This window comes from Streptomyces sp. NRRL S-920 (assembly GCF_000717945.1).
GTDB lineage: Bacteria > Actinomycetota > Actinomycetes > Streptomycetales > Streptomycetaceae > Streptomyces > Streptomyces alboniger.
This window is the reverse complement of the sequence record NZ_JODF01000025.1, coordinates 88129-108320: the sequence shown is the minus strand read 5'-3', so window position 1 is coordinate 108320 and position 20192 is coordinate 88129. Positions and strand designations below refer to the sequence as shown.

Here is a 20192-nt window from a genome sequence, read left to right as displayed (position 1 = left end):
CGGATCCTCACCGTTCGTTGTCGTGGTCGTGGCCGCCGGACGCGGCGTCTTCGGTGTCGTGGCCGCCGGGCGTGGCGTCTTCGGTCTCGTAGTCGCCGGACGCGGCGTCTTCGGTGTCGTAGTCGCTGTACTCGGCGTCCTCGTCGTACGCGCTCTGTTCGAGTTCGCTCAGCACCTGCTCCTCCACCAGCTCCGCCAGGGCGGCCACCGTGCGGGAGAGCAGGACGTCGCGGGGGGTGAGCGTGACGGCGAACGCGTCGTTGGCGCGGGAGGCGATGAGCAGGGCGCGCAGGGAGTCGCCGCCGAGCAGGAAGTAGTCGTCCTCGGCGCCCACGGCCGTCGTCTGGAGTGCCTCCTCCCAGATGGCCGCCACCGCTTCCTCGGTGGGGGTGCGGGGGGCCACGTACTCGGGCCGTTCCCGTTCCTGCGCCGGTGCCGGGGCGGGCAGGGCGGCCCGGTCGGTCTTGCCGTTCTCGGTGAGCGGGAAGCGGTCGAGCACCACGAACGCGGACGGCACCATGTACCCGGGCAGCGAGCGGGCGGCCAGTTCCCGCAGTTCCGCCGGGGTCGGCGGCTGTGAGCCGGGGGCCGTGAGCAGGTGGGCGACCAGGCGCGGCAGGCCCGGTTCGTCCTCGCGTACGGTCACCACCGCGTCCAGTACGCCCGGGTGGCGCACCAGCGTCGCCTCGACCTCGCCCGCCTCGATGCGGTGGCCGCGCAGTTTGAGCTGGTGGTCCGTGCGGCCCAGGTAGTGCAGTTCGCCGGCGCTGTCGCGGCGCACCAGATCGCCGGTGCGGTACATGCGGGTGCCGGGCGGGCCGAACGGGTCGGCGGTGAAACGGGCCGCGGTCAGACCGGGCCGGCCGAGATAACCGCGCGCCAGCGCCGGTCCGCTCAGCCACAGTTCGCCGATGACGCCGTCGGGGACCGGCCGCAGCCGGGCGTCGAGGACGTAGGCGCCGGTGGCGGGCAGCGGGCGGCCGATGGGCGGTGCGCTGCCGTCCGCCGTCAGCGGCGCGGACCAGGTGGCGACGACGGTGGCCTCGGTGGGGCCGTAGGAGTTGACCATGCGGTGGTGCGGCGCCCACCGGGCGACGAGTTCGGGGCCGCACGCGTCGGCGCCGACGATGAGGGTCTTCAGGTCCGGCAGTGTGCCGGGGGTGTCGGGCGGCAGCGTGGCGAGCGCGGCCGGCGGGAGCAGGGTGTGCGTGATGCGCCCGGCCCGCAGGACGTCGGCGAGTTCGGTGCCGAGGAGCGGTCCCCGCCGCGGTACGACGAGCCGGGCACCGTGCGGCAGGCAGGCGCACAGCTCCAGCACGGAGGCGTCGAAGCTGGGCGTGGCGAAGGCCAGCACCCGGTCCCCCGGGGCGACTTGGTAGTGGGCGGCCTCGGCGGCGCTGAACGCGGCGAGCCCGCGGTGGGTGACGACGACCCCCTTGGGCGTACCGGTGGAACCGGAGGTGTAGATGACGTAGGCCGGGTCGTCCGGGTCGAGCGGGCGGGTCCGGTCGGCGTCGGTGGGCCGGTGTCCGGGGACGCCGTCCGGCGCGGCGGCGAGCAGATCGGCGACCTCCAGGGCGTCGAGGGTCAGGGCGGGGGCGGCGTCGCTCAGCATCAGGGCGATCCGCTCCTTCGGGTAGGCCGGGTCGACGGGCAGGAACGCGGCACCGGCCTTCGTCACCGCCAGTTGGGCGAGGACCATGTCCGCCGAGCGGGGCAGCAACAGCGCGACGAGGTCGCCGGGTCCGGTACCCCGGGCGATGAGCCGGTGCGCGAGGCGGTTGGCCCGGTCGTCCGTCTCCGCGAAGCTCAGGGGCGCGTCGGCCGCGTCGAGTGCTTCGAGTGCGGGTGCGGTCGGCCACCGGTCGACGGCGGCCTCGACGAGGGCGGGCAACGTGGCCGCGGGCACCGCTCCGGTCGCGGGGCGTGCCGGGCCGCGCAGCAGCCGCTCGCGCTGCGCGGGCGGCAGGACGTCGAGGTCGTCCAGGCGGGCCGTGCCGTCCGCGGCGGCCAGCGCGTCCAGGGTGTGCAGCAGCTGCCCGGCCAGCGATTCGGCGCTGGACTCATCGAAGTACCGCGGGTCGTAGCCGAGTTCGACGGTCAGCAGGTCGCCGGGCGAGACGACCACGGTGAGCGGGTAGTTGGTGGCCTCCCGGGCGTCCAGGTCCCGCAGGGCGAGTCCGTGCGCGCCCGCGGTCGCGTCGCCGACGGGGTAGTTCTCGAAGACCACCAGGCTGTCGAAGAGCCCTGTTCCCGGCGGGAGTTCGCCGAGGGCGTGCAGTGTGGTGAGGGGCAGGTGGTCGTGGCGGCGGTCCTCGGCGCGGGCCTCCTGGAAGGCACGCAGCCAGGTCGAGCAGTCGGCGTCGCCTTCCACCTCGGCGCGGGCGGGCAGGGTGGTGATGAACAGGCCGGTGATGGTGTCGGCGCCGGGCAGATCGGCGGGGCGTCCGGAGACGGTGGTGCCGAAGCAGACCTCCCGCTCCCCGCTCCACCGCGCGAGGAGCAGTGCCCAGGCGCCCTGCACGAGGGTGTTGAGGGTGAGGCGGTTACGGCGGGCGAACTCCTGGAGGCGGCTGGTCCCTTCGGCGTCGAGGCGCCGGGACAGCCAGGTGCCGGAGCGGGCCGTGGTGTCCGGCGCGGGCCGCCGGTCGTACGGCAGCGGTGTCGGGCCGGTCAGACCGGCCAGGGCCGCGCGCCAGTGCTCCCGCGCCTGGTGGGTCTCGCGGGCGGCGAGCCAGGCGGCGTAGTCCGCGAACGGCCTGCGTTCGGGCAGGTGGGGCCGCTCACCGCGGGTGAGGGCGGCGTGCGCGGCCGTGACGTCGGACAGGACGTGGAAGACGCTCCAGCCGTCCAGCAGGACGTGGTGGAAGGTCCACACCACGCGGACCGCGTCCGGGCCGAGCCTGACCAGGGCGAGCCGCAGCAGCGGAGCGCGGTCCAGGGCGATGCCATGGGCCCGCTCGTCGGCGAGCAGCCGTTCCAGCTCCGCGGCCTGCCGGTCCGCCGGGAGCGCGCTCCAGTCGTGCTCGGTGACCGGCAGCGTCACGTCCCGGTGGACCACCTGGAGCGGTACGGGTACGCCGCGCAGCGCGACGGAGGTGCGCAGCACGGGGGTGCGGTCGACGACGTGCTGCCAGGCGGCGGCCAGGGTCCGCGGGTCGCGGGCCCCGTCCGCCACGAACGTGATCTGCTCGACGTACAGGCCGTGTTCCGCCTCGTCCAGTCCGTGCATCACCATGCCGGTCTGGGTGGGCGTGAGCGGGTAGATGTCCACCACGTCCGCCACAGCCGCCCCCGTACCGACGAGCCGGTCGACGGCCGGCTGGCCCAGCGGTGCGAGCGGGAAGTCGGCGGGGGTGCGGCCGCCCGCCCCGGGCTCGGCGCAGTGCCGGACGATGGCGCGCAGTTCGTCGGTCAGCTCGACCGCCAGCCGGGTGACGGTCTCCCGGTCGTGCACCTCGCGGGAGTACGACCAGGTGAACTCCAGTCGATCCGAACCGACTTGGCCGAGGACGTCGAGGAGGTGGGGCCGCTGCGCCGAGCGGTCCATGCCGCCGGACAGTCCGCCGTAGGGCGTGTGCAGCAGGCCGCCCGGCGTGCCGGTGCGGTCCTGCCGGCCCAGGTAGTTGAAGCAGACCGGCGGCAGGGCGGGCAGTTCGCGGCCGGCCGTGGGGTGCAGGAAGCGCAGCGCGCCGTAGCCGAGTCCGCCGTGCGGCACGGCCCGCAGGTTCTCCTTGACGGCCTTCAGCGCGGTGCCGGTGTCCGCGTCCCGGGGCACGTCCAGGGCGACGGGGTACATGGCGGTGAACCAGCCGGTGGTCCGGGCGAGGTCGGTGTCCTCGAACAGTTCCTCGCGGCCGTGGCCCTCCAGGGTCACCGCCACCCGGTCCTGCCCCGTCCAGCGGGCCAGGACCCGACCCAGCGCGCACAGCAGGACGTCGTTGACGCGGGTGCGGTACACGTCCGGCACGTCCTGGAGCAGCCGGCGGGTCTCCTCGGCGTCGAGTCCCGCGGTCACGCTCTCCTCGTCGGCGACGGTGTTCGCGCCGCCGGGCCGGTCGGCGGGCAGCGCGGGGGCTCCATCAAGGCCGCGCCAGTGGGCGAGTTCACCGTCGAAGCCGCCCGCCTCGGTGTGCTCGGCGAGCCGCCGCGCCCACGCCTGGAACGAGGTGCTCTTCGGGGCGAGCGTGGGCCGGGCGCCGTCCCGCAGCGCGTGGTAGGCGGCGTCGAGGTCCTCCAGGACCAGACGCCAGGACACGGCGTCCACGACGAGGTGGTGGGCGGCGAGCAGCAGCACGGGCCGCCTGCCGCCGCCCGGCCGGCACAGCGCGGCCCGCAGCAGCGGGCCACCGACCAGGTCGAAACCGGCGCCCAGGGCGTCGGCCACCTCCTCGGGCGCCGTCCGGTCGTGCACCTCCAGGTGGACGTCACGGTCGTCGGGCGGGGTGCCGTACTGCCGCCACCGGCCGTCGCTCGTCGGCTCGAAGCGCATCCGCAGGGCGTCGTGGTGTTCGAGTACGGCGTACAGGGCGGCGCGCAGCAGCCTCTCATCGGGATCGGCGGCCAGCTCGAAGGAGATGGTCTGGCTGAAGTGGGCGGGGTCGCCCGTGAGGGTGTCCAGGAGCCAGTGCTGTACGGGAGTGAGCGGGGCGTCGCCGGTCACCGGGCCCTGCTCGGCGGCCGTGCCGGTGTCGGGCATCCGCTCGGCCGCGACGGCGAGTTCGGCGAGCGTCTGGTGGGTGAACAGGTGCCGGGGAGTCAGAGCGAGTCCGGCTCGGCGGGCGGCGGAGACGATCTGGATGCCGAGGACGGAGTCGCCGCCGAGCGTGAAGTAGTTGTCGTCCGCGCCGACTTCGGGCACGCCGAGCACCTCGCACCAGATGGCCGCGAGAGTCTGCTCGGCCTCCGTGTGCGGCGGCCTGCCACCCGTGCCGGCGGTCGGCGCGGCCCACTCGGGCACGGGCAGCGCCCGGCGGTCGAGCTTGCCGGTGGCACCGAGCGGGAGCCGCTCCAGCGGCACGAAGAGGGCGGGCAACAGGTGCTCGGGAAGACTTTGGGCGAGGAAGGCGCGGAGTTCACCCGTGTCGGGCAGAGCGGCGGGGTGGTGCTGGGGGTGAGCGGCGGGGTCGGCGTCGGCGGCCGCGGGCAGCGCCGTGACGTCCCGGGTCACGCCCGCTTCACCGGCGGCCGCGGGCACGGGAGTTGAACCCCCGGCCACGCCCACTCCCCCGGCCGGCGCGGGAACGGGGGTCGTGCGTGGCACCACGTAACCGATCAGGCGGCGGTGCCCCGCGTGTTCGACGACGCGGGCCGCTGCCGCCGCCACCGCCGGGTGGCGGGCCAGCGCCGCCTCCACCTCGCCGAGTTCGATGCGGAAGCCGCGCACCTTGACCTGGTCGTCCCCCCGGCCGAGATAGACCAGGTCGCCGTCGGCCGTCCAGCGGACCAGGTCGCCGGTGCGGTACATGCGGCTGCCGGGCGGGCCGAACGGGTCGGGCAGGAACCGGGTGGCGGTCAGGCCTGGGCGGCGCAGGTAGCCGCGGGCGACGCCGGTTCCGGCGAGGAACAGTTCGCCGGGCGCGCCCGCGGGTACCGGGCGCAACCGCTCGTCCAGGACGTAGGCGCGGGCCCCGCCGAGCGGCCGCCCGATCGGCGGATCGCGGTCGGGGTCGGCCGGGTCGCAGGTGAAGGCGGTGGCGTAGACGGTGGCCTCGGTGGGCCCGTAGATGTTGCGCACCTGGCTGCCGGGTACGGCCGCGCGGACCCGGCCGACGGTCCGGGCGGGCAGCCCCTCCCCCGCGAGGACGACGGTGTCCGCGGTGACGTCGACGGCGTCCTCGGCGAGCAGCCGGTCCAGGGCCGAGGGCACCGCGCTGAGCAGTCCGGCCCGCCAGGGTCCGGGGCGTTCGGCGAGGGCCAGCAGGTCGCGGACGACCTCCACGCAGCCGCCGGACAGGAGCGGCGAGAAGATCTCGAACACCGACACGTCGAAGTTGAGCGAGGTGGACGCGACCACGTGTTCGAGGCCGCGGCCGGTGAACTCGGCGGCCGCCCAGTCGGTCAGGGCGCGCACGGACGCGTGGCTGACGACCACTCCCTTGGGGCGGCCGGTGGAACCGGAGGTGTGGATGACGTAGGCCGGGTGGGCGGGCAGCAGCGTGGCGCGGCGTTCGGCGTCGCCGACGGGGGTGTCCGGCAGGTCGGTGCCGGGCTCCTCGTCGAGCATGATCCGGGCGTACGGGCCCTCGGGCAGCCGGCCCGCGGTCTCGGTGGCCGTGATCACGGCGTCCGGCCGTACGTCGTCGAAGAGGAACGCGACGCGCTCGGCGGGGTACTGCGGGTCGACCGGCAGGTATCCGGCGCCGCTCTTCAGCACCGCGAGGAGCGCTACGACCAGGTCGGCGGTGCGGGGCAGGCAGAGCGCGACGAAGCGTTCGGGTCCGGCGCCGGCGGCGATGAGCAGCCGGGCGAGCCGGTTGGAGCGGGCGTCGAGTTCGCGGTAGCTGAGGCAGCTGTCGGCGTGGCGGACGGCCGGGGCGTCGGGTGTGCGCCCGGCCTGCCGCCCAAAGGCCTCGGGCAGGGTGTCGTGCGGTGCGTCGGCCACCCGTCCGCCGAAGCGGGCCACCAGGTCGCGTCCCTCGGCCGGGTCGAGCAGCGGCAGGTCGGCCAGGCGGCGGTCCGGCGCGTCGGCCATGGCGGCCAGCAGGGCGCACAGGCTCCCGCCGAGCGCCTCGACCGTGCCGGTGTCGAAGGCGGCGGGGTCGTAGTCCAGGTTCACGGCCAGGCTGTCGCCGGGCGCGACGACCACGCTGAGCGGGTAGTTCGTCGGTTCCAGGTCCCGCTCCTGCTCCATGGCCAGGCCGTGCCGGGCCAGGGCGCCCTCGTCGAAGGGGTAGTTCTCGAAGACCACGATGGAGTCGAACAGGGCGGTGCCGCCGGGTACGTCGCTCCACGACTGGACCTGTGCCAGCGAGACGAAGTCGTGGCGCCGGGCCTCCGCCTGGGCGTCCTGGAGTTCGCGCAGCCAGTCGAGGAGCCCGCGCCGCCCGTCGATACGGGCCCGGGTGGGCAGGGTGTTGATGAACAGGCCGACCATCGAGGTGACGCCGGGCAGGTCGGCGGGCCGGCCGGAGACGGTCGTACCGAACACCACGTCCTCGCCGCCGCCGTAACGGGACAGCAGCAGCGCCCACGCGCCCTGGACGACCGTGTTGAGGGTCAGTCCGGCCTGTTGGGCGGTCTCCCGCAGCCGTGCCGAGACGTCCGCGCCGAGGGTCGTCCGCACGGACCCGGAGGAGGAGGCGCGGTGCGCCTCGGCGGGCCGCCGGTCGCGGGGCAGTTCGGTGGGCGCCTGGAAGCCGGCGAGGGTGGTGCGCCAGTACCGCTCGGCGCGGGCGGTGTCCCGTCCGGACAGCCAGCGCAGGTAGTCGGAGAAGGGCCGGCGGCCGGGCAGCTGTGGGCGGCGCCCGGCGGTCAGGGCGGCGTACCGCTCGCACACCTCGTCGAAGACCTGGGCCGCGCTCCAGCCGTCGAGCAGGACGTGGTGGAAGGTCCACACCAGCCGGACCCGGTCCGCCGTCAGCCGGATCAGCGTCAGCCGCATCAGGGGTGCGGCGCCCAGGTCGACGCCGGCCTCCCGGTCCTCGGTGAGCAGCCGGTCCAGCTCCCGCGCGCCGCGCTCGGCGGACCATCCGGTCCAGTCGTGGTGGGTGACGGGCACGGCGGCCCGGTGCCGGACGACCTGGAGGGGTTCCGCGGTCTCCTGCCACACGAGGTGGGTACGGAGTACGGGGTTGGCGTCGGCGGTGTGCTGCCACGCCTCTGCGAGGGCGTGCGGGTCGGTGACGCCGGACAGGACGAGCTGCACCTGGTTGACGTAGGTGCGGCTGTCGGCGTCGAGCAGGCTGTGGAAGAGCATGCCGGCCTGCATCGGCGTCAGCGGGTAGATGTCGGCGACGCCGCGGCCGTCGCCGACGATCCTGTCCACGGCGCTCTGGTCGAGGCGGGCCAGCGGGAAGTCCGACGGCGTACGGCCGCCCGCGTCGGGCAGGGCGCAGTGGGCGACGATGTCGCGAAGCGCCCGGAGCATGGCGTCGGCCAGCGCGGTGACGGTCTTCTCGTGGTGCCGTCCGTCGCTGTAGTACCAGGTGATCTCCAGCTGGTCGTCCTCGACCCGGGCCACGACGTCGATGAGGTGCGGGCGTTCGGTGTCCGGTGCCTCGGCGCCGCCCAGTCCGCCGGGCACGGCCGCGACCAGGGTGCCGGCGTCGGCGGACCAGTCGAAGCGGCCCAGGTAGTTGAAGCTGATGCCGGGCTCGGGCGCGCCGGTGAGCCGTTCCTCGCGGGCGAGGTGGCGCAGCACGCCGTAGCCCAGTCCGCGGTCGGGTACGGCCCGCAGCTGCTCCTTCACCGATTTCAGCGCGGCGCCCCAGGATCCGGCCGGGACGGACAGTGCGAGAGGGAAGAGCGAGGTGAACCAGCCGACCGTGCGGGACAGGTCGATGTCGTCGAACAGTTGGTCCTCGCGGCCGTGCCCCTCCAAGCCGACGGCGACGCTCTCGCGTCCCGTCCAGTCGCCGAGGACCCGGCCAAGGGCGGTGAGCAGCACGTCGTCGACGCGGGTGCGGTAGACGCCGGGGACGCGGCGCAGCAGGCCGTCGGTGTGTTCGCGGCCGAGGCGGACGGTGACCTCGCGGACGTCGGCCGTGGTGTTGCCGCCGTCGCGGTCCACGGGCAGCGGGTCGGCGCAGGTCCGGGCGGTGTGCTCCCAGTGGCCGAGCCGCGCGGCGAAGCGGTCGTCGTCGCGCAGCCGGGCGGCCCATTCCCGTACGGAGGTGGTGCGGGCGGGCAGCCGTACGGGTTCACCGCAGGCGGCCTGGCGGTAGGCGGTCTCCAGGTCTTCCAGGAGGATGCGCCAGGAGACGCCGTCGACCACCAGGTGGTGGGCGACGAGCAGCAGCCGGGCGGGCCGGGTGCCGTCGGCGGTGAACAGGCGGGCGGTGAGCAGCGGGCCGGTGTCGAGGCGCAGTCCGGTGTGCGCCGCCGTGGTGGCGCTCTCCTCGTCCGCCGGGTCGTGGACCTGGAGCAGGTCGGGTATCTGGCCGTCGGCGGCGCCGATGTCCTGCCGCCAGGCGCCGTCGTCGTCGAGGAGGAACCGGGCGCGCAGGGCGTCGTGGTGCGTCCACAGGGCGGTGAGGGCGGCGCGCAGGGCGTCCTGGTCGACGGCGTCGGCCGTCTCGATGACGACGGACTGGTTGAAGAAGGCGGGGTGCGCGGGCCGCGGGTCGAGGAACCAGCGCTGGATCGGCAGGAGGTCCGCCGCTCCGGTGACGGGTGCGGTGCCCGCGACGGCGGGCGCGGCGCCGCCGGTGGCCGCGGCGAGTTCGGCCACGGTGGGGTGCCGGAAGAGGTCGCGGGGGCTGAGGGCGAGCCCCGCGGCGCGGGCCCGGGAGACCACCTGGATGCTGAGGATGGAGTCGCCGCCCAGCATGAAGAAGTTGTCGTCCACGCCGACCCGGGCCACGCCGAGCAGCTCGGCCCAGATCCCGGCGAGGACGCGCTCCGTCTCGGTGCGCGGGGCGCGGTGGGCCCGGTCGCCGCCCGCCGACCAGTCGGGTGCGGGCAGGTGCCGCCGGTCGACCTTGCCGTTGGCCGTCAACGGCAGCTCGGGCACGGTGACGAACGCGGCGGGCAGCATGTAGTCGGGCAGCCCGGCGGCCAAGTGCGCGCGCAGCTCGGCGGCGGAGGGCAGTTCGGTCCCGCACGACGGCACGAGGTGGGCGGCGAGCCGCTTGCGTCCGCCGTCGTCGTACAGGGAGACGACGGCCTCGGCGACGGCCGGGTGGGCGGTGAGCCCGGCCTCGATCTCGGCGGGTTCGACGCGGAAGCCGCGGATCTTGATCTGGTCGTCCGCGCGGCCGACGAAGTGCAGTTCGCCGTCGGCGCTCCAGCGCACGATGTCGCCGGTGCGGTACATGCGGGTGCCGGGCGGGCCGTAGGGGTCGGCGAGGTAGCGGGCGGCGGTCGCGCCGGGCCGCCCCGCGTAGCCCCGGGCCAGGCCGGCGCCCGCGATGTACAGCTCGCCGGGGATGCCCGGCGGTTGCGGCTGGAGGGCGCTGTCCAGGACGTATACGCGGGTGTTGTCGAGCGGGCGTCCGATGGGCAGCACGGCGGGCAGCGGGTCGCCGGGGCCAAAGACGCGGCGGGTGGCGAAGGTGGTGGTCTCGGTGGGGCCGTAGCCGTCGACGACGGTCAGGCCGGGGCAGGCGTCGAGGACCCGGCGCACCACCGCGCCCGGCACGGCCTCGCCGCCCGTCCACACCTCGCGGGCACCGCGCAGGCAGCCGGGGTCCTCCTGGGCGAGCAGGCGGAACAGGCCCGCGGTCAGCCACAGGCAGCTCACCCGTTGTTCCGTGACGGCGTGCCGGACGTGGGCGGCGTCCAGGTCGGCGGGCGGGGCGAGGACGGCCGTACCGCCGCGCAGCAGCGGCACCCACACCTCGTAGGTGGCGGCGTCGAAGGCGTGCGGCGAGTGGACGAGGACCCGGTCGTGCCCGGCGAATGCCCGGTCGAGGGCGAGCGCGGCGACGTCCCGCTGGCGTACCGCGACGCCCTTGGGCGTGCCGGTGGAGCCCGAAGTAAACATCAGGTACTGGACGTTGTCGGGGTGCACGGCATGGTGGGGCACCGGCCCGGAGGGCGGCTCGAAGGCGCCGTCGGCGCGCAGGACGCGGTCGCCGGGCAGCACGTCGTGGGCCGTCGCCTCCCAGGCGGCGTCGGTGAGCAGCAGGCCGGCCCCGGCCTCGGCCAGGGCCCTGCGCAGCCGCTCGGCCGGTGCCCTGCCGTCGAGGGGCACGTACACGCCGCCGGTGCGCACGAGCGCCAGCTGGGTGACGATCAGGTCGACGGAGCGGTCCATGAGGACGCCGACCGGGTGCTCCGGGCACACCCCGGCCCCGGCCAGCCGGGCCGCCAACCCGGCGGCGCGGGTGTCGAGTTCGCGGTAGGTGAGGTGCTCGTCCCCGGCTTCCAGGGCCACGGCGTCGGGAGTGCGGCGCGCCTGGGCGGCGAAGAGGCCGGCGACGGTGCTGTCGGGCAGGTCGGTGGCGGTGTCGTTCCAGGCGTGCAGGACCTGTTCGCGGCGGTCGGGGCCGAGCAGCGGCAGCCGGGCGGGCGGGCGCCGGGAGCCGGTGGTCATGCCGGTGAGCAGGACGGTGAGGTACTCCGCCATGCGCCCGGCCGTGCCGGCGTCGAACAGCTCGGGGTCGTAGCCGAGGCGCAGGCCCAGCTCCGTACCCGGGTAAGCGGTCAGGCTCAGCGGGTAGTTGGTGGTCTCGACGCCCTCCAGGCCGCTCAGGCGCAGTCCGTGGGTGGCGGCGAGGTCGTCGTCCACCGGGTAGTTCTCGAAGACGACGATGCTGTCGAAGAGGCCGACGCGCTCGGGCAGTTCGGTGAACGTCCTCATCCGGGTGAGCGGCAGGTGGTCGAAGCGCCGGTCCTCGCTCTGGTCGTGCTGGAGCGCGCGCAGCCAGTCGAGCAGGGTGCCGTGGCCGGGGACGGTGACCCGGGTGGGCAGGGTGGTGATGAACAGGCCGGTCATGGCCTCGGCGCCGGGCAGCTCGGGCGGCCGGCCGGACACGGTGGTGCCGAACACCACGTCGTCGCGGCCCGCCTGCCGGGCGAGGAGCAGCGCCCAGGCGCCCTGCACCAGGGTGTTCAGGGTGAGTCCCGAGGTGCGGGCCAGCTCTTCCAGTGCGCGTGTGTCGGCCGCGGGCAGGGTGCCGTGGACCGCGTGCGTGGACTCGGCGCGGTGGGCCTCGCGCGGCTCGCGGTCGTAGGGCAGCGGCGTGGCCTCGCTCAGGCCGGACAGGCGGCGGTGCCAGTGCCGTTCGGCCGCTTCCCGGTCGCGCCCCCGCAGCCAGGAGACGTACTCCCGGTAGGACGGGCGGTGCGGCAGGGCGGCGTCGGGTCCCGCGTGGTGGGTGAAGACGTCCGAGAGCACCTGGAACATGCTCCAGCCGTCGAGCAGCAGGTGGTGGAAGGACCACACCACGCGCACGGCGGTGTCGGAGACGCGGGCGAGCAGCAGGCGCTGGAGCGGGGCCCGTCCGAGGTCGATGCCGTCGGCGCGGTCCTGGACGAGCAGGTCGTCGAGGCGGGCCCGGCACTCGTCCTGCGCCAGGTCGCGCCAGTCCAGGTGGGTGACCGGCACGGCCACGTGGCGCTCCACCACCATCAGCGGTTCGGGTACGTCCTGCCAGACGACCCGGCCGCGCAGCACCTCGGCGCGGTCGGTGACGTGCTGCCAGGCCGCGGCGAGGGCCGCCGGGTCGGGCACGCCGTCCAGGACGAACGTCAGCTGCTGGACGTAGACGCCGCGGTCGTCCTGGGACAGGCCGTGGAAGAGCATGCCCGCCTGGGTGGGCGTGAGCGGCAGCACGTCGGCCACCGCGGCCGGGTCCGCGCCGGTGATCCGGTCCACGGCGGCCTGGTCGAGCGGGACGAGCGGGAAGTCGGACGGGGTGCGCCCCGCGGCGCCCGGCCGGTTGGCGTGCCGGGCCAGGTCGGTGAGCGCGTCACCGAAGCGCCCGGCGAGGTCCGCGACCGCGTCCTCGCGACCCGGCAGGTCGGCGTAGAACCAGGTGAACTCCAGCGCCTCGCCCACGAGTTGGCCGACGACCTCGACGGCGTGCGGGCGCTCGGCCGCCGGGTCGGCGTCCAGCTCCAACGGGCGTACGGTGCCCTGGTAGAGGCTGTCGGGGTCCTCCGGTGTGTCCATGCGGCCCAGGTAGTTGAAGCTGATCTGCGCGGCCGCGGTGCGCGGCGGCGTGCCGTCACCGGCCGTCCGGAACAGCACGTCGTGGCCGATGCCGTTGCGGGGTACGGCGCGCAGCTGCTCCTTGACCTGCTTCAGTACTATGTCCCAGCCGGTGTCCTCGGGGACGGCGAGCGCGACGGGGTGCCGGGTCGTGAACCAGCCGACCGTGCGGCTGATGTCCAGCCCGGCGAAGAGTTCCTCGCGGCCGTGTCCCTCGACGTCGACCACCACCCGCTCCCGGCCGCTCCAGCCGCACAGGGCGCGGCCGAGCGCGCCGAGCAGGACGTCGTTGGCCTGGGTGCGGTAGGTGTCGGGCAGGGTGCGCAGCAGGGCGGAGGTCGCCTCGGCGTCGAGGCGCACGGTGAGCGAGCGCTGCTCGGCGTAGGTGCCGGGGCCGCCCGTCAGTCCGGCGGGCAGGGCGGGCCCGGTGTCGGGGACCGCCTCGGCCCAGTACGCGCGCTCGTCGTCGAAGCCGCCGTCCGCCGCGTGGGCGCTCAGCCTGCGGGCCCACTGCCGCAGCGGTGAGGACTTCGCGGGCAGCGCCGCCGCGCCGTCCCCGCCCGCGCGGCGGGCCCGGTAGGCGCGGTCCAGGTCTTCGAGGAGCAGGCGCCAGGACACTCCGTCGACCACGAGGTGGTGCACGTTGAGGTGCAGCACGTGCAGGTCCGCGCCGGTGTCGTGCAACACGGCCCGCAGCAGCGGTCCTTGGGCGAGGTCGAACGGGCCGAAGTGCGGGGTGTCCGTCTCCGGGCCGGTGTGGCGGGCCAGGAGCAGGCGGGGGGTCTGCTCGTCGATGTGCCATCCGACCTGCTCACCGGTGGTGAAGCGGGAGCGCAGGGCGTCGTGGTGGGCGACCAGGTCGTTCAGCGCGTCCTCCAGCGCCGCCGGGTCCAGGTCGGCGGGCATCCGCAGGGACAGCGCCTGGGAGAAGTGGCCGGCGCCCTCTCCGACGGCATCGAACAGCCAGTCCTGGATGGGCGTGAGGGGGGCCGTGCCGGTGGGCGCCTCGGGCGCGGGCGCGGCTTCGCGCGGGCCGGCCGCCGCGTCCGCGCAGTGTGCGAGGGCGGCCACGGTCTGGTGCTGGTAGAGGTCCCGGGAGGTGAGCGGCAGGCCCTCCTGCCGGGCGCGGGCCACCACCTGGATGCTGAGGATCGAGTCGCCGCCGAGTTCGAAGAAGTTGTCGTCGACGCCGATGCGCCGCTCCCGCAGCACCTCCGCCCAGATCGCGGCGAGGGTGCGCTCGGTGGGCGTGCGGGGCGTGACGTGCCGTACCGCGCGCACGGCGGGGCCGGGGTCGGGGAGCCGCCCCCGGTCGAGCTTGCCGTTGGGGTTGAGCGGCAGGGCGTCCAGCACGACGACGGTCGCGGGGACCATGTAGTCGGGCAGCGTACGGCCGAGTTCGCGGCGCACCGCGTCGGGCTCGGTGTGCTGCCCGGGGGCCGGGACGACGTAGCCGGCCAGACGCCGGTGGCCCTCGCCGTCGGTGGCGACGACGGCCGCCGCCTCGGCGACGCCCGCGCAGCCGCGCAGCGCCTCCTCCACCTCGCCCAGCTCTATGCGGAAACCGCGCACCTTGACCTGCTGGTCCATACGGCCCACGTATTCGAGAGCGCCGTCGGGCCGCCTGCGCACCAGGTCGCCGGTGCGGTACATGCGCTCTCCGGGCGCGCCGAACGGGTCGGCGACGAACCGGGCGGCGGTCAGTCCTGGCCGGTTCAGGTAGCCGCGGGCCAGGCCGCCGCCCCCGAGGTACAACTCGCCGGTGACCCCGACGGGCTGCGGTCGCAGGGCGGCGTCCAGGACGTAGGTGCGGGTGAGTGCCACCGGGTCGCCGATGGGCGGGGCCTGCTCCGGCGGCCCGTCGTCGGCGAACCAGGCGGTGGCGTACACGGTGGCCTCGGTGGGGCCGTAGATGTTGGCGATCCGGCAGCCGGGCATGGCGGACCCAAGGTCCTGCACGGTCTGGGCGGGCAGGGCCTCACCGGCGAGGACGACGGTGTCGGCGGTCAGGGGTGCCGAGCCGCCCGCGACGAGCCGGGAGACGACGGACGGCACGCCGCTGAGGAGCGTGGCGTGCCGAGGGCCGGTGCCGTCGGCGAGGGCCGGCAGGTCGGCGACCACCTCGACGGTGCCGCCGGCCACCAGGGGGCAGAACAGTTCGAACACCGAGACGTCGAAGTTGAGGGAGGTGGAGGCGATCACGTGGGACAGGCCTTCGGGCCCGAACCGCTCCCCCGCCCACGCGGCCAGCGCGGCGGCACTGCGGTGGCTGACCATGACGCCCTTGGGGCGGCCCGTGGAACCCGAGGTGTAGATGACGTACGCGGGATGGTCCGGCAGCAGCGGGCGGAGCCGGTCGGCGTCCGTCAGTTCGGTGTCGGGCACGTCGGTGTCGGGCACGGCGGTGTGGGGCGCGTCCGGCGCGGCGCACTCCTCAAGGAGCAGCGGCACGCACGACGGGGGCAGCGCGGAGGCGGTCTCCCGGGTGGCGAGTACGAGGGTGGGCCGGGCGTCGTCGAGCATGAGGCGGACCCGCTCGGCGGGGTAGTCCGGGTCGACCGGGAGGTAGCCGGCACCGGAGGCGAGCACCGCCCAGAGCACGGGCACGAGGTCGGCGGAGCGCGGCAGGCAGAGCGCGACGAGGGTCTCGGGCCCGGCGCCGCGCGCGACGAGCAGCCGGGCGAGGCGGGCGGCGCGCCGGCTGACCTCGGCGTAGTCCAGCCTGACCGGACCGCAGATGACGGCGGTCCGGTCCGGGGTCCGGACAGCCTGGGCGTGGAGCAGGTCGGGCAGCGTGCGGGCGGCGGTGTCGCGCGCTGTACGAGCGGGCGGGTTCCATCTGTCCACCAGCGTGCGCTGTTCCGCGGCGGAGAGCATGGGCAGTTCGGACAGCCTGCGGCCCGGGCCGTCGGCCATGCCCTCGAGGAGCCGATGCAGATGGGCGGTCATCCGGGCCACGGTCGCCGCGTCGAACAGGTCGGTGTTGAACTCGACGGTCAGCTCGCAGCCGCCGTCCGTGTCCGCGTCGGGGGTGAATTCCAGGACCAGGTCGAAGCGGGCGGCCGGGCGGGGCAGCGGATGTCCGGTGACGCGCAGACCACCGGCGAGCGGCGGTGCGCAAGGGGCGGTCTGCTGTACGACGAGCGCCTGCACCAGCGGGGTGCGGCTCGGGTCCCGGGGCGGGGCCAGCTCCTCCACCACCCGGTCGAACGGGGCTCCGTCGTGGGCGAAGGCGTCAAGCACCGTCGTCCGCATCGTCTCCACGAACCGGTCCACGGTGGTCCGCTCGTCCACTTCGCCGCGCAGGACCACGGTGTTGGCGAAGAAGCCCGGCACGTCCTCCAGGTCCCGGCGTCCCCGCCCGTTGGTGACGGTGCCTAACGCGATGTCCCGCTGCCCCGAGTAGCGGGAGAAGAGCAGCGCGGTGGCGCCCGCGAACAGGGTGAACACCGTGGTGCCGCGGCCTGTCGCCAGTTGCCGCAGCCGGGCCGTCAACTCGGCGGACAGCACGTGCCGGTGGGCGGCTCCGGAGGTGGTGCGTACGGCGGGGCGCGGCCGGTCCGTGGGCAGCTCAAGGTGCTGGAGGTCCGCCAAGTGCCGCTTCCAGTAGGCCAGGTCGGCGGCGTCCGTGTCACCGGTCCGCTGCCGCCGCTCCCAGACCGCGAAGTCCGGGTACTGGACGGCGGGTCGCGCCAGTCCGTCCGGTTCGCCGGTGGTCTCCGCGTGGTAGAGGGCGGCGAGTTCGCGGGTGAGGATGCCGACCGACCAGCCGTCGGTGACGATGTGGTGCTGGGCCAGGAGCAGCAGGTGGTCATCGGCGGTGAGACGGACGAGCAGTGCCCGGGTGAGCGGTCCTGCCGCCAGGTCGAACGCGCGGCCCAGCTCCTCGGTGAGCAGTTCTTCGGCGGCCTCGGCGCGGCGTGCGTCGGGTACGCCGGTGAGATCTGCCGTCCGCAGGGGTACGTCCGGCTCCGCCGCGACACGCTGGACGCCCTGGCCGTCGACCGTGGGGAACGTGGTGCGCAGGGAGTCGTGCCGGGCCGCGAGACGGTGCAGGGAGCGGTGCAGCGCGTCCGGGTCGAGGGGGCCGCGCAGCCTGAGGGACGCGCCGGTGTTGTACTCGGCGCCGCCCGCGGTGAGGTCGTCGAGGTACCACAGGCGCCGCTGCGCGCTGGACAGCGGCAGTGCGCCCTCGCGGGGGGCCGGCGGGATCGGGTCCGGCGGCGCGGCGGCGGACGGGTCGGCGAGCAGGGGGGCCAGCGCGGCGATCGTCCGCGCGGTGAACACGTCCCGCACGGTCAGCCGGACGCCCAGGTCGTCCCGGACGCGGGCGAGGATCCGGGCGGCGAGGAGCGACTCACCGCCCAGGTCGAAGAAGTCGTCGGTGACGCCGAGGGTGTCGACGCCCAGGACGTCCGCCCAAATCCCGGCGAGGGCGCGCTCCTGAGCCGAACGCGGCGGCACATGGCCGGCCGACGCCTCCCGCTCCGGGGCGGGCAGGGCCCGCCGGTCGATCTTGTGCTGCGGGGTGAGCGGCATCCGGTCGAGCACCACGATGGCGGACGGCACCATGTGGCCGGGCAGCACGTCCGCGACGGCGGCGCGCAGGGCGGCGGGGTCGAGGGGGTGCGGGGCGGGCTTGGGGCCGGGGTCGGTGTCGGTGTCCCTGTCGCTGTCGCTGGAGCGGGTGGGGTGGGCAGGGCCGGTGGATGGGGTCCGGGTGGCCGCGGTGACGTAGGCGACGAGGCGGTGGTGGCCCGGTACGTCCTCGCGTACCACGACCACGGCCTCGCCGACGGCGCCCGCTCCGACCCGGCGCAACGCCGCCTCGATCTCGCCCGGCTCGATCCGGAAGCCACGGATCTTCACCTGCCGGTCCAGTCGGCCCAGGAACTCCAGCTCTCCCCCGGTAGTCCACCGCACCCGGTCTCCGGTGCGGTACAGGCGCGCTCCGGGCGGACCGAAGGGGTCGGCGACGAAGCGTGCCGCCGTCAGTCCCGGGCGGCGCAGGTAGCCGCGGGCCACCGCGTCGCCGCCCACGAACAACTCGCCGTCGGTGCCGGGCGGTACGGGCCGCATCGCGGCGTCGAGGACGTACACGCGGGTGTGCGGCAGGGCGCCGCCGATCGTCGGCGTACCGCTGCCCGCGGTGAGCGGCCCGGTCCAGGTGGCGACGATGGTGGCCTCGGTCGGGCCGTAGGAGTTGATCATCCGGCGGCCGGGTCCCCAGCGGTCCACGAGCCCGGCCGGGCAGGCCTCGGCGCCCACGATCAGTGTGCGCAGATGGCGGGCGGTGCCCCGTGCGGGGTCGGGGAGGGAGGCCAGCGCGGCGGGCGGGATGAGCGCGTGGGTGATGCGGTGCTCGTCCAGGACCTCGGCGAGTTCGTCGCCGAGCCAGGGCCCGTTGGGCGGTACGACGAGTGTCGCACCGGCCAGGACGGAGACGCACAGCTCCAGAACGGAGGCGTCGAAGCTCGGCGACGAGAACTGGAGCACACGGTCACCGGGGCCCACCGCGTACCGCTCGGCGGCGGCCGAGGTGAAGCCGCCGATGCCGCGGTGGGTCACCGTCACGCCCTTGGGGGCGCCGGTGGAACCGGAGGTGTAGATGACGTAGGCCGCGTGGTCGGCGTCGACGCCGGTGCCTGTGTCGGTGCCTGTGCCGGCCGTGGGCCCCGCGGCGCGTTCGGCGTCTTCGGTGGCCAGGAGTTCAGCCACCCGGCGTGGATCGTCCAGGGTGAGCGCGGGCGCGGCGTCGGCGAGCATCAGCGTGCGGCGCTCGGCGGGGTAGGCGGGGTCCACGGGCAGGAAGGCGGCGCCCGCCCGGGTGACGGCCAGCTCCGCCGCGATCAGCTCCATGGAGCGGGGCAGCACCAGGGCCACCACCCGGTCCGGTCCCGCTCCCCGGCCTCTCAGGTGTGCGGCCAACCGGTCGGTACGGTCGGCCAGTTCGCGGTAGGTCCAGGTCCGTCGGCCGTCGGAGAGGGCCGGTGCGTCCGGGGTCCGCGTCACCCAGGCGGTGAACAGGTCGCCGAGCGTCGGATACGCCGGAGCCGCCCCGTTCTCCTGGGCGTCGGCGGCGGGGCCGCCCTGCGGCAGGGAGGACGCCGGTGCGGGCTTGTCGTGCAGGTCCGTCATGGGTGAAGTCCTTCTGGAGAGCGGGGCGATGCGGCGCGGGCCACGTGGACGGTCCCGGCCCCGCCCGGTGGGCAGTGCGCTGGACCGGACGTGACACACGGGGTGTGCGCGGCGGTACGGAGGTGCGGGAGGTGCGGCAGAGCGGGATGGTCACCTGGTGCGGAGCGGACGGGGTACGGCGGGGTGGTGCGGTGGCCGACAGGCGTGGGCCGGTGAGAGAACCGTGGCTGCGACGAACGACTCGCCGGTTGCGGCGGTGGGCCACTCCGGGGGGCCCACCACCGGAGCCGCCGGGGCATCCGGTGCCGGCGACCACCGGCGGCGACAGAGCCCGCCGGGCCGGACGACCGGACCACCGGGCCCGGCGACCCAACCACCGGACCTGACGACCGGGTCGCCGGGCCCAAGCAGCCAACCGCCGAGCCCAGCAGGCGAACCACCCAGCCGAGCGGCCCAACCGTCGAGCCCAGCGACCCAACCGTCGAGCCCAGCAGCCCAACCACCGGACCTGACAACCGGGCCGCCGGGCCGAGCAGCCCAACCACCAAGCCAAGCGTCCGGAGCACCGAGCCCGCGGCCCGACCGCCGGGCCTGACGACCGGGCTCCGGGCCCAAGCAGCCAACCGCCGAGCCCAGCGGCCGGACCACCGAGCCCAGCAGCCCAACCGCCGAGCCCAGCGGCCGGACCACCGAGCCCAGCAGCCCAACCGCCGAGTCCAGCGGCCGGCCGCCCGGCCCGGCGGCCGAACCACCTGCCGATCACCCGAACCACCGGGCCCGGTTGTGGGACCACGGAGCCGGTCGGGACCACCGAGCCCGGTGGCCGAACGCCGGCCAGTTGCCCGAACCACCAGGCCCGGTCGCCGAACCCCCGGCCAGCCACCGATTTGGCTGAACCACCGAGCCCGGCGACCGACCCCGAGCCCGAAACACCGGAACGGCACAGCACGGCACGGACGGCCCGAGCACCGGATCGCCACGACCCGAGGACCGGAACCAACCGGCCCACGAACCGCCCGACCCGCCGCCCAGACAACCGGCATCCGGCGACCGGCCCCCCGGACTCGCCCCCGGCCACCACCGGTCCCCCTGCGAGCCCGGCCGGCGGACCGGTGACCGGAATCCCCGGAGCCGGCCGGCACCCGGCGGCGCACCGGTGGGCCGACACCGAAGCCCGGCGTTGGCCCAGCGATGGGGCCCCGCCGGACCCCGCCTCGCCGTGTGGCAACGGTCCCGG

At 75.3% G+C, this 20192-nt stretch carries 1 protein-coding gene; it reads right to left on the bottom strand.

The features are described from left to right. Window positions 1-7 precede the first annotated feature (7 nt). Entirely contained in the window at window positions 8-18955 is an 18948-nt protein-coding gene (locus tag IG54_RS38070; RefSeq protein WP_063756241.1) for a non-ribosomal peptide synthetase, read from the bottom strand. Between the last annotated feature and the right edge of the window lie 1237 nt (window positions 18956-20192).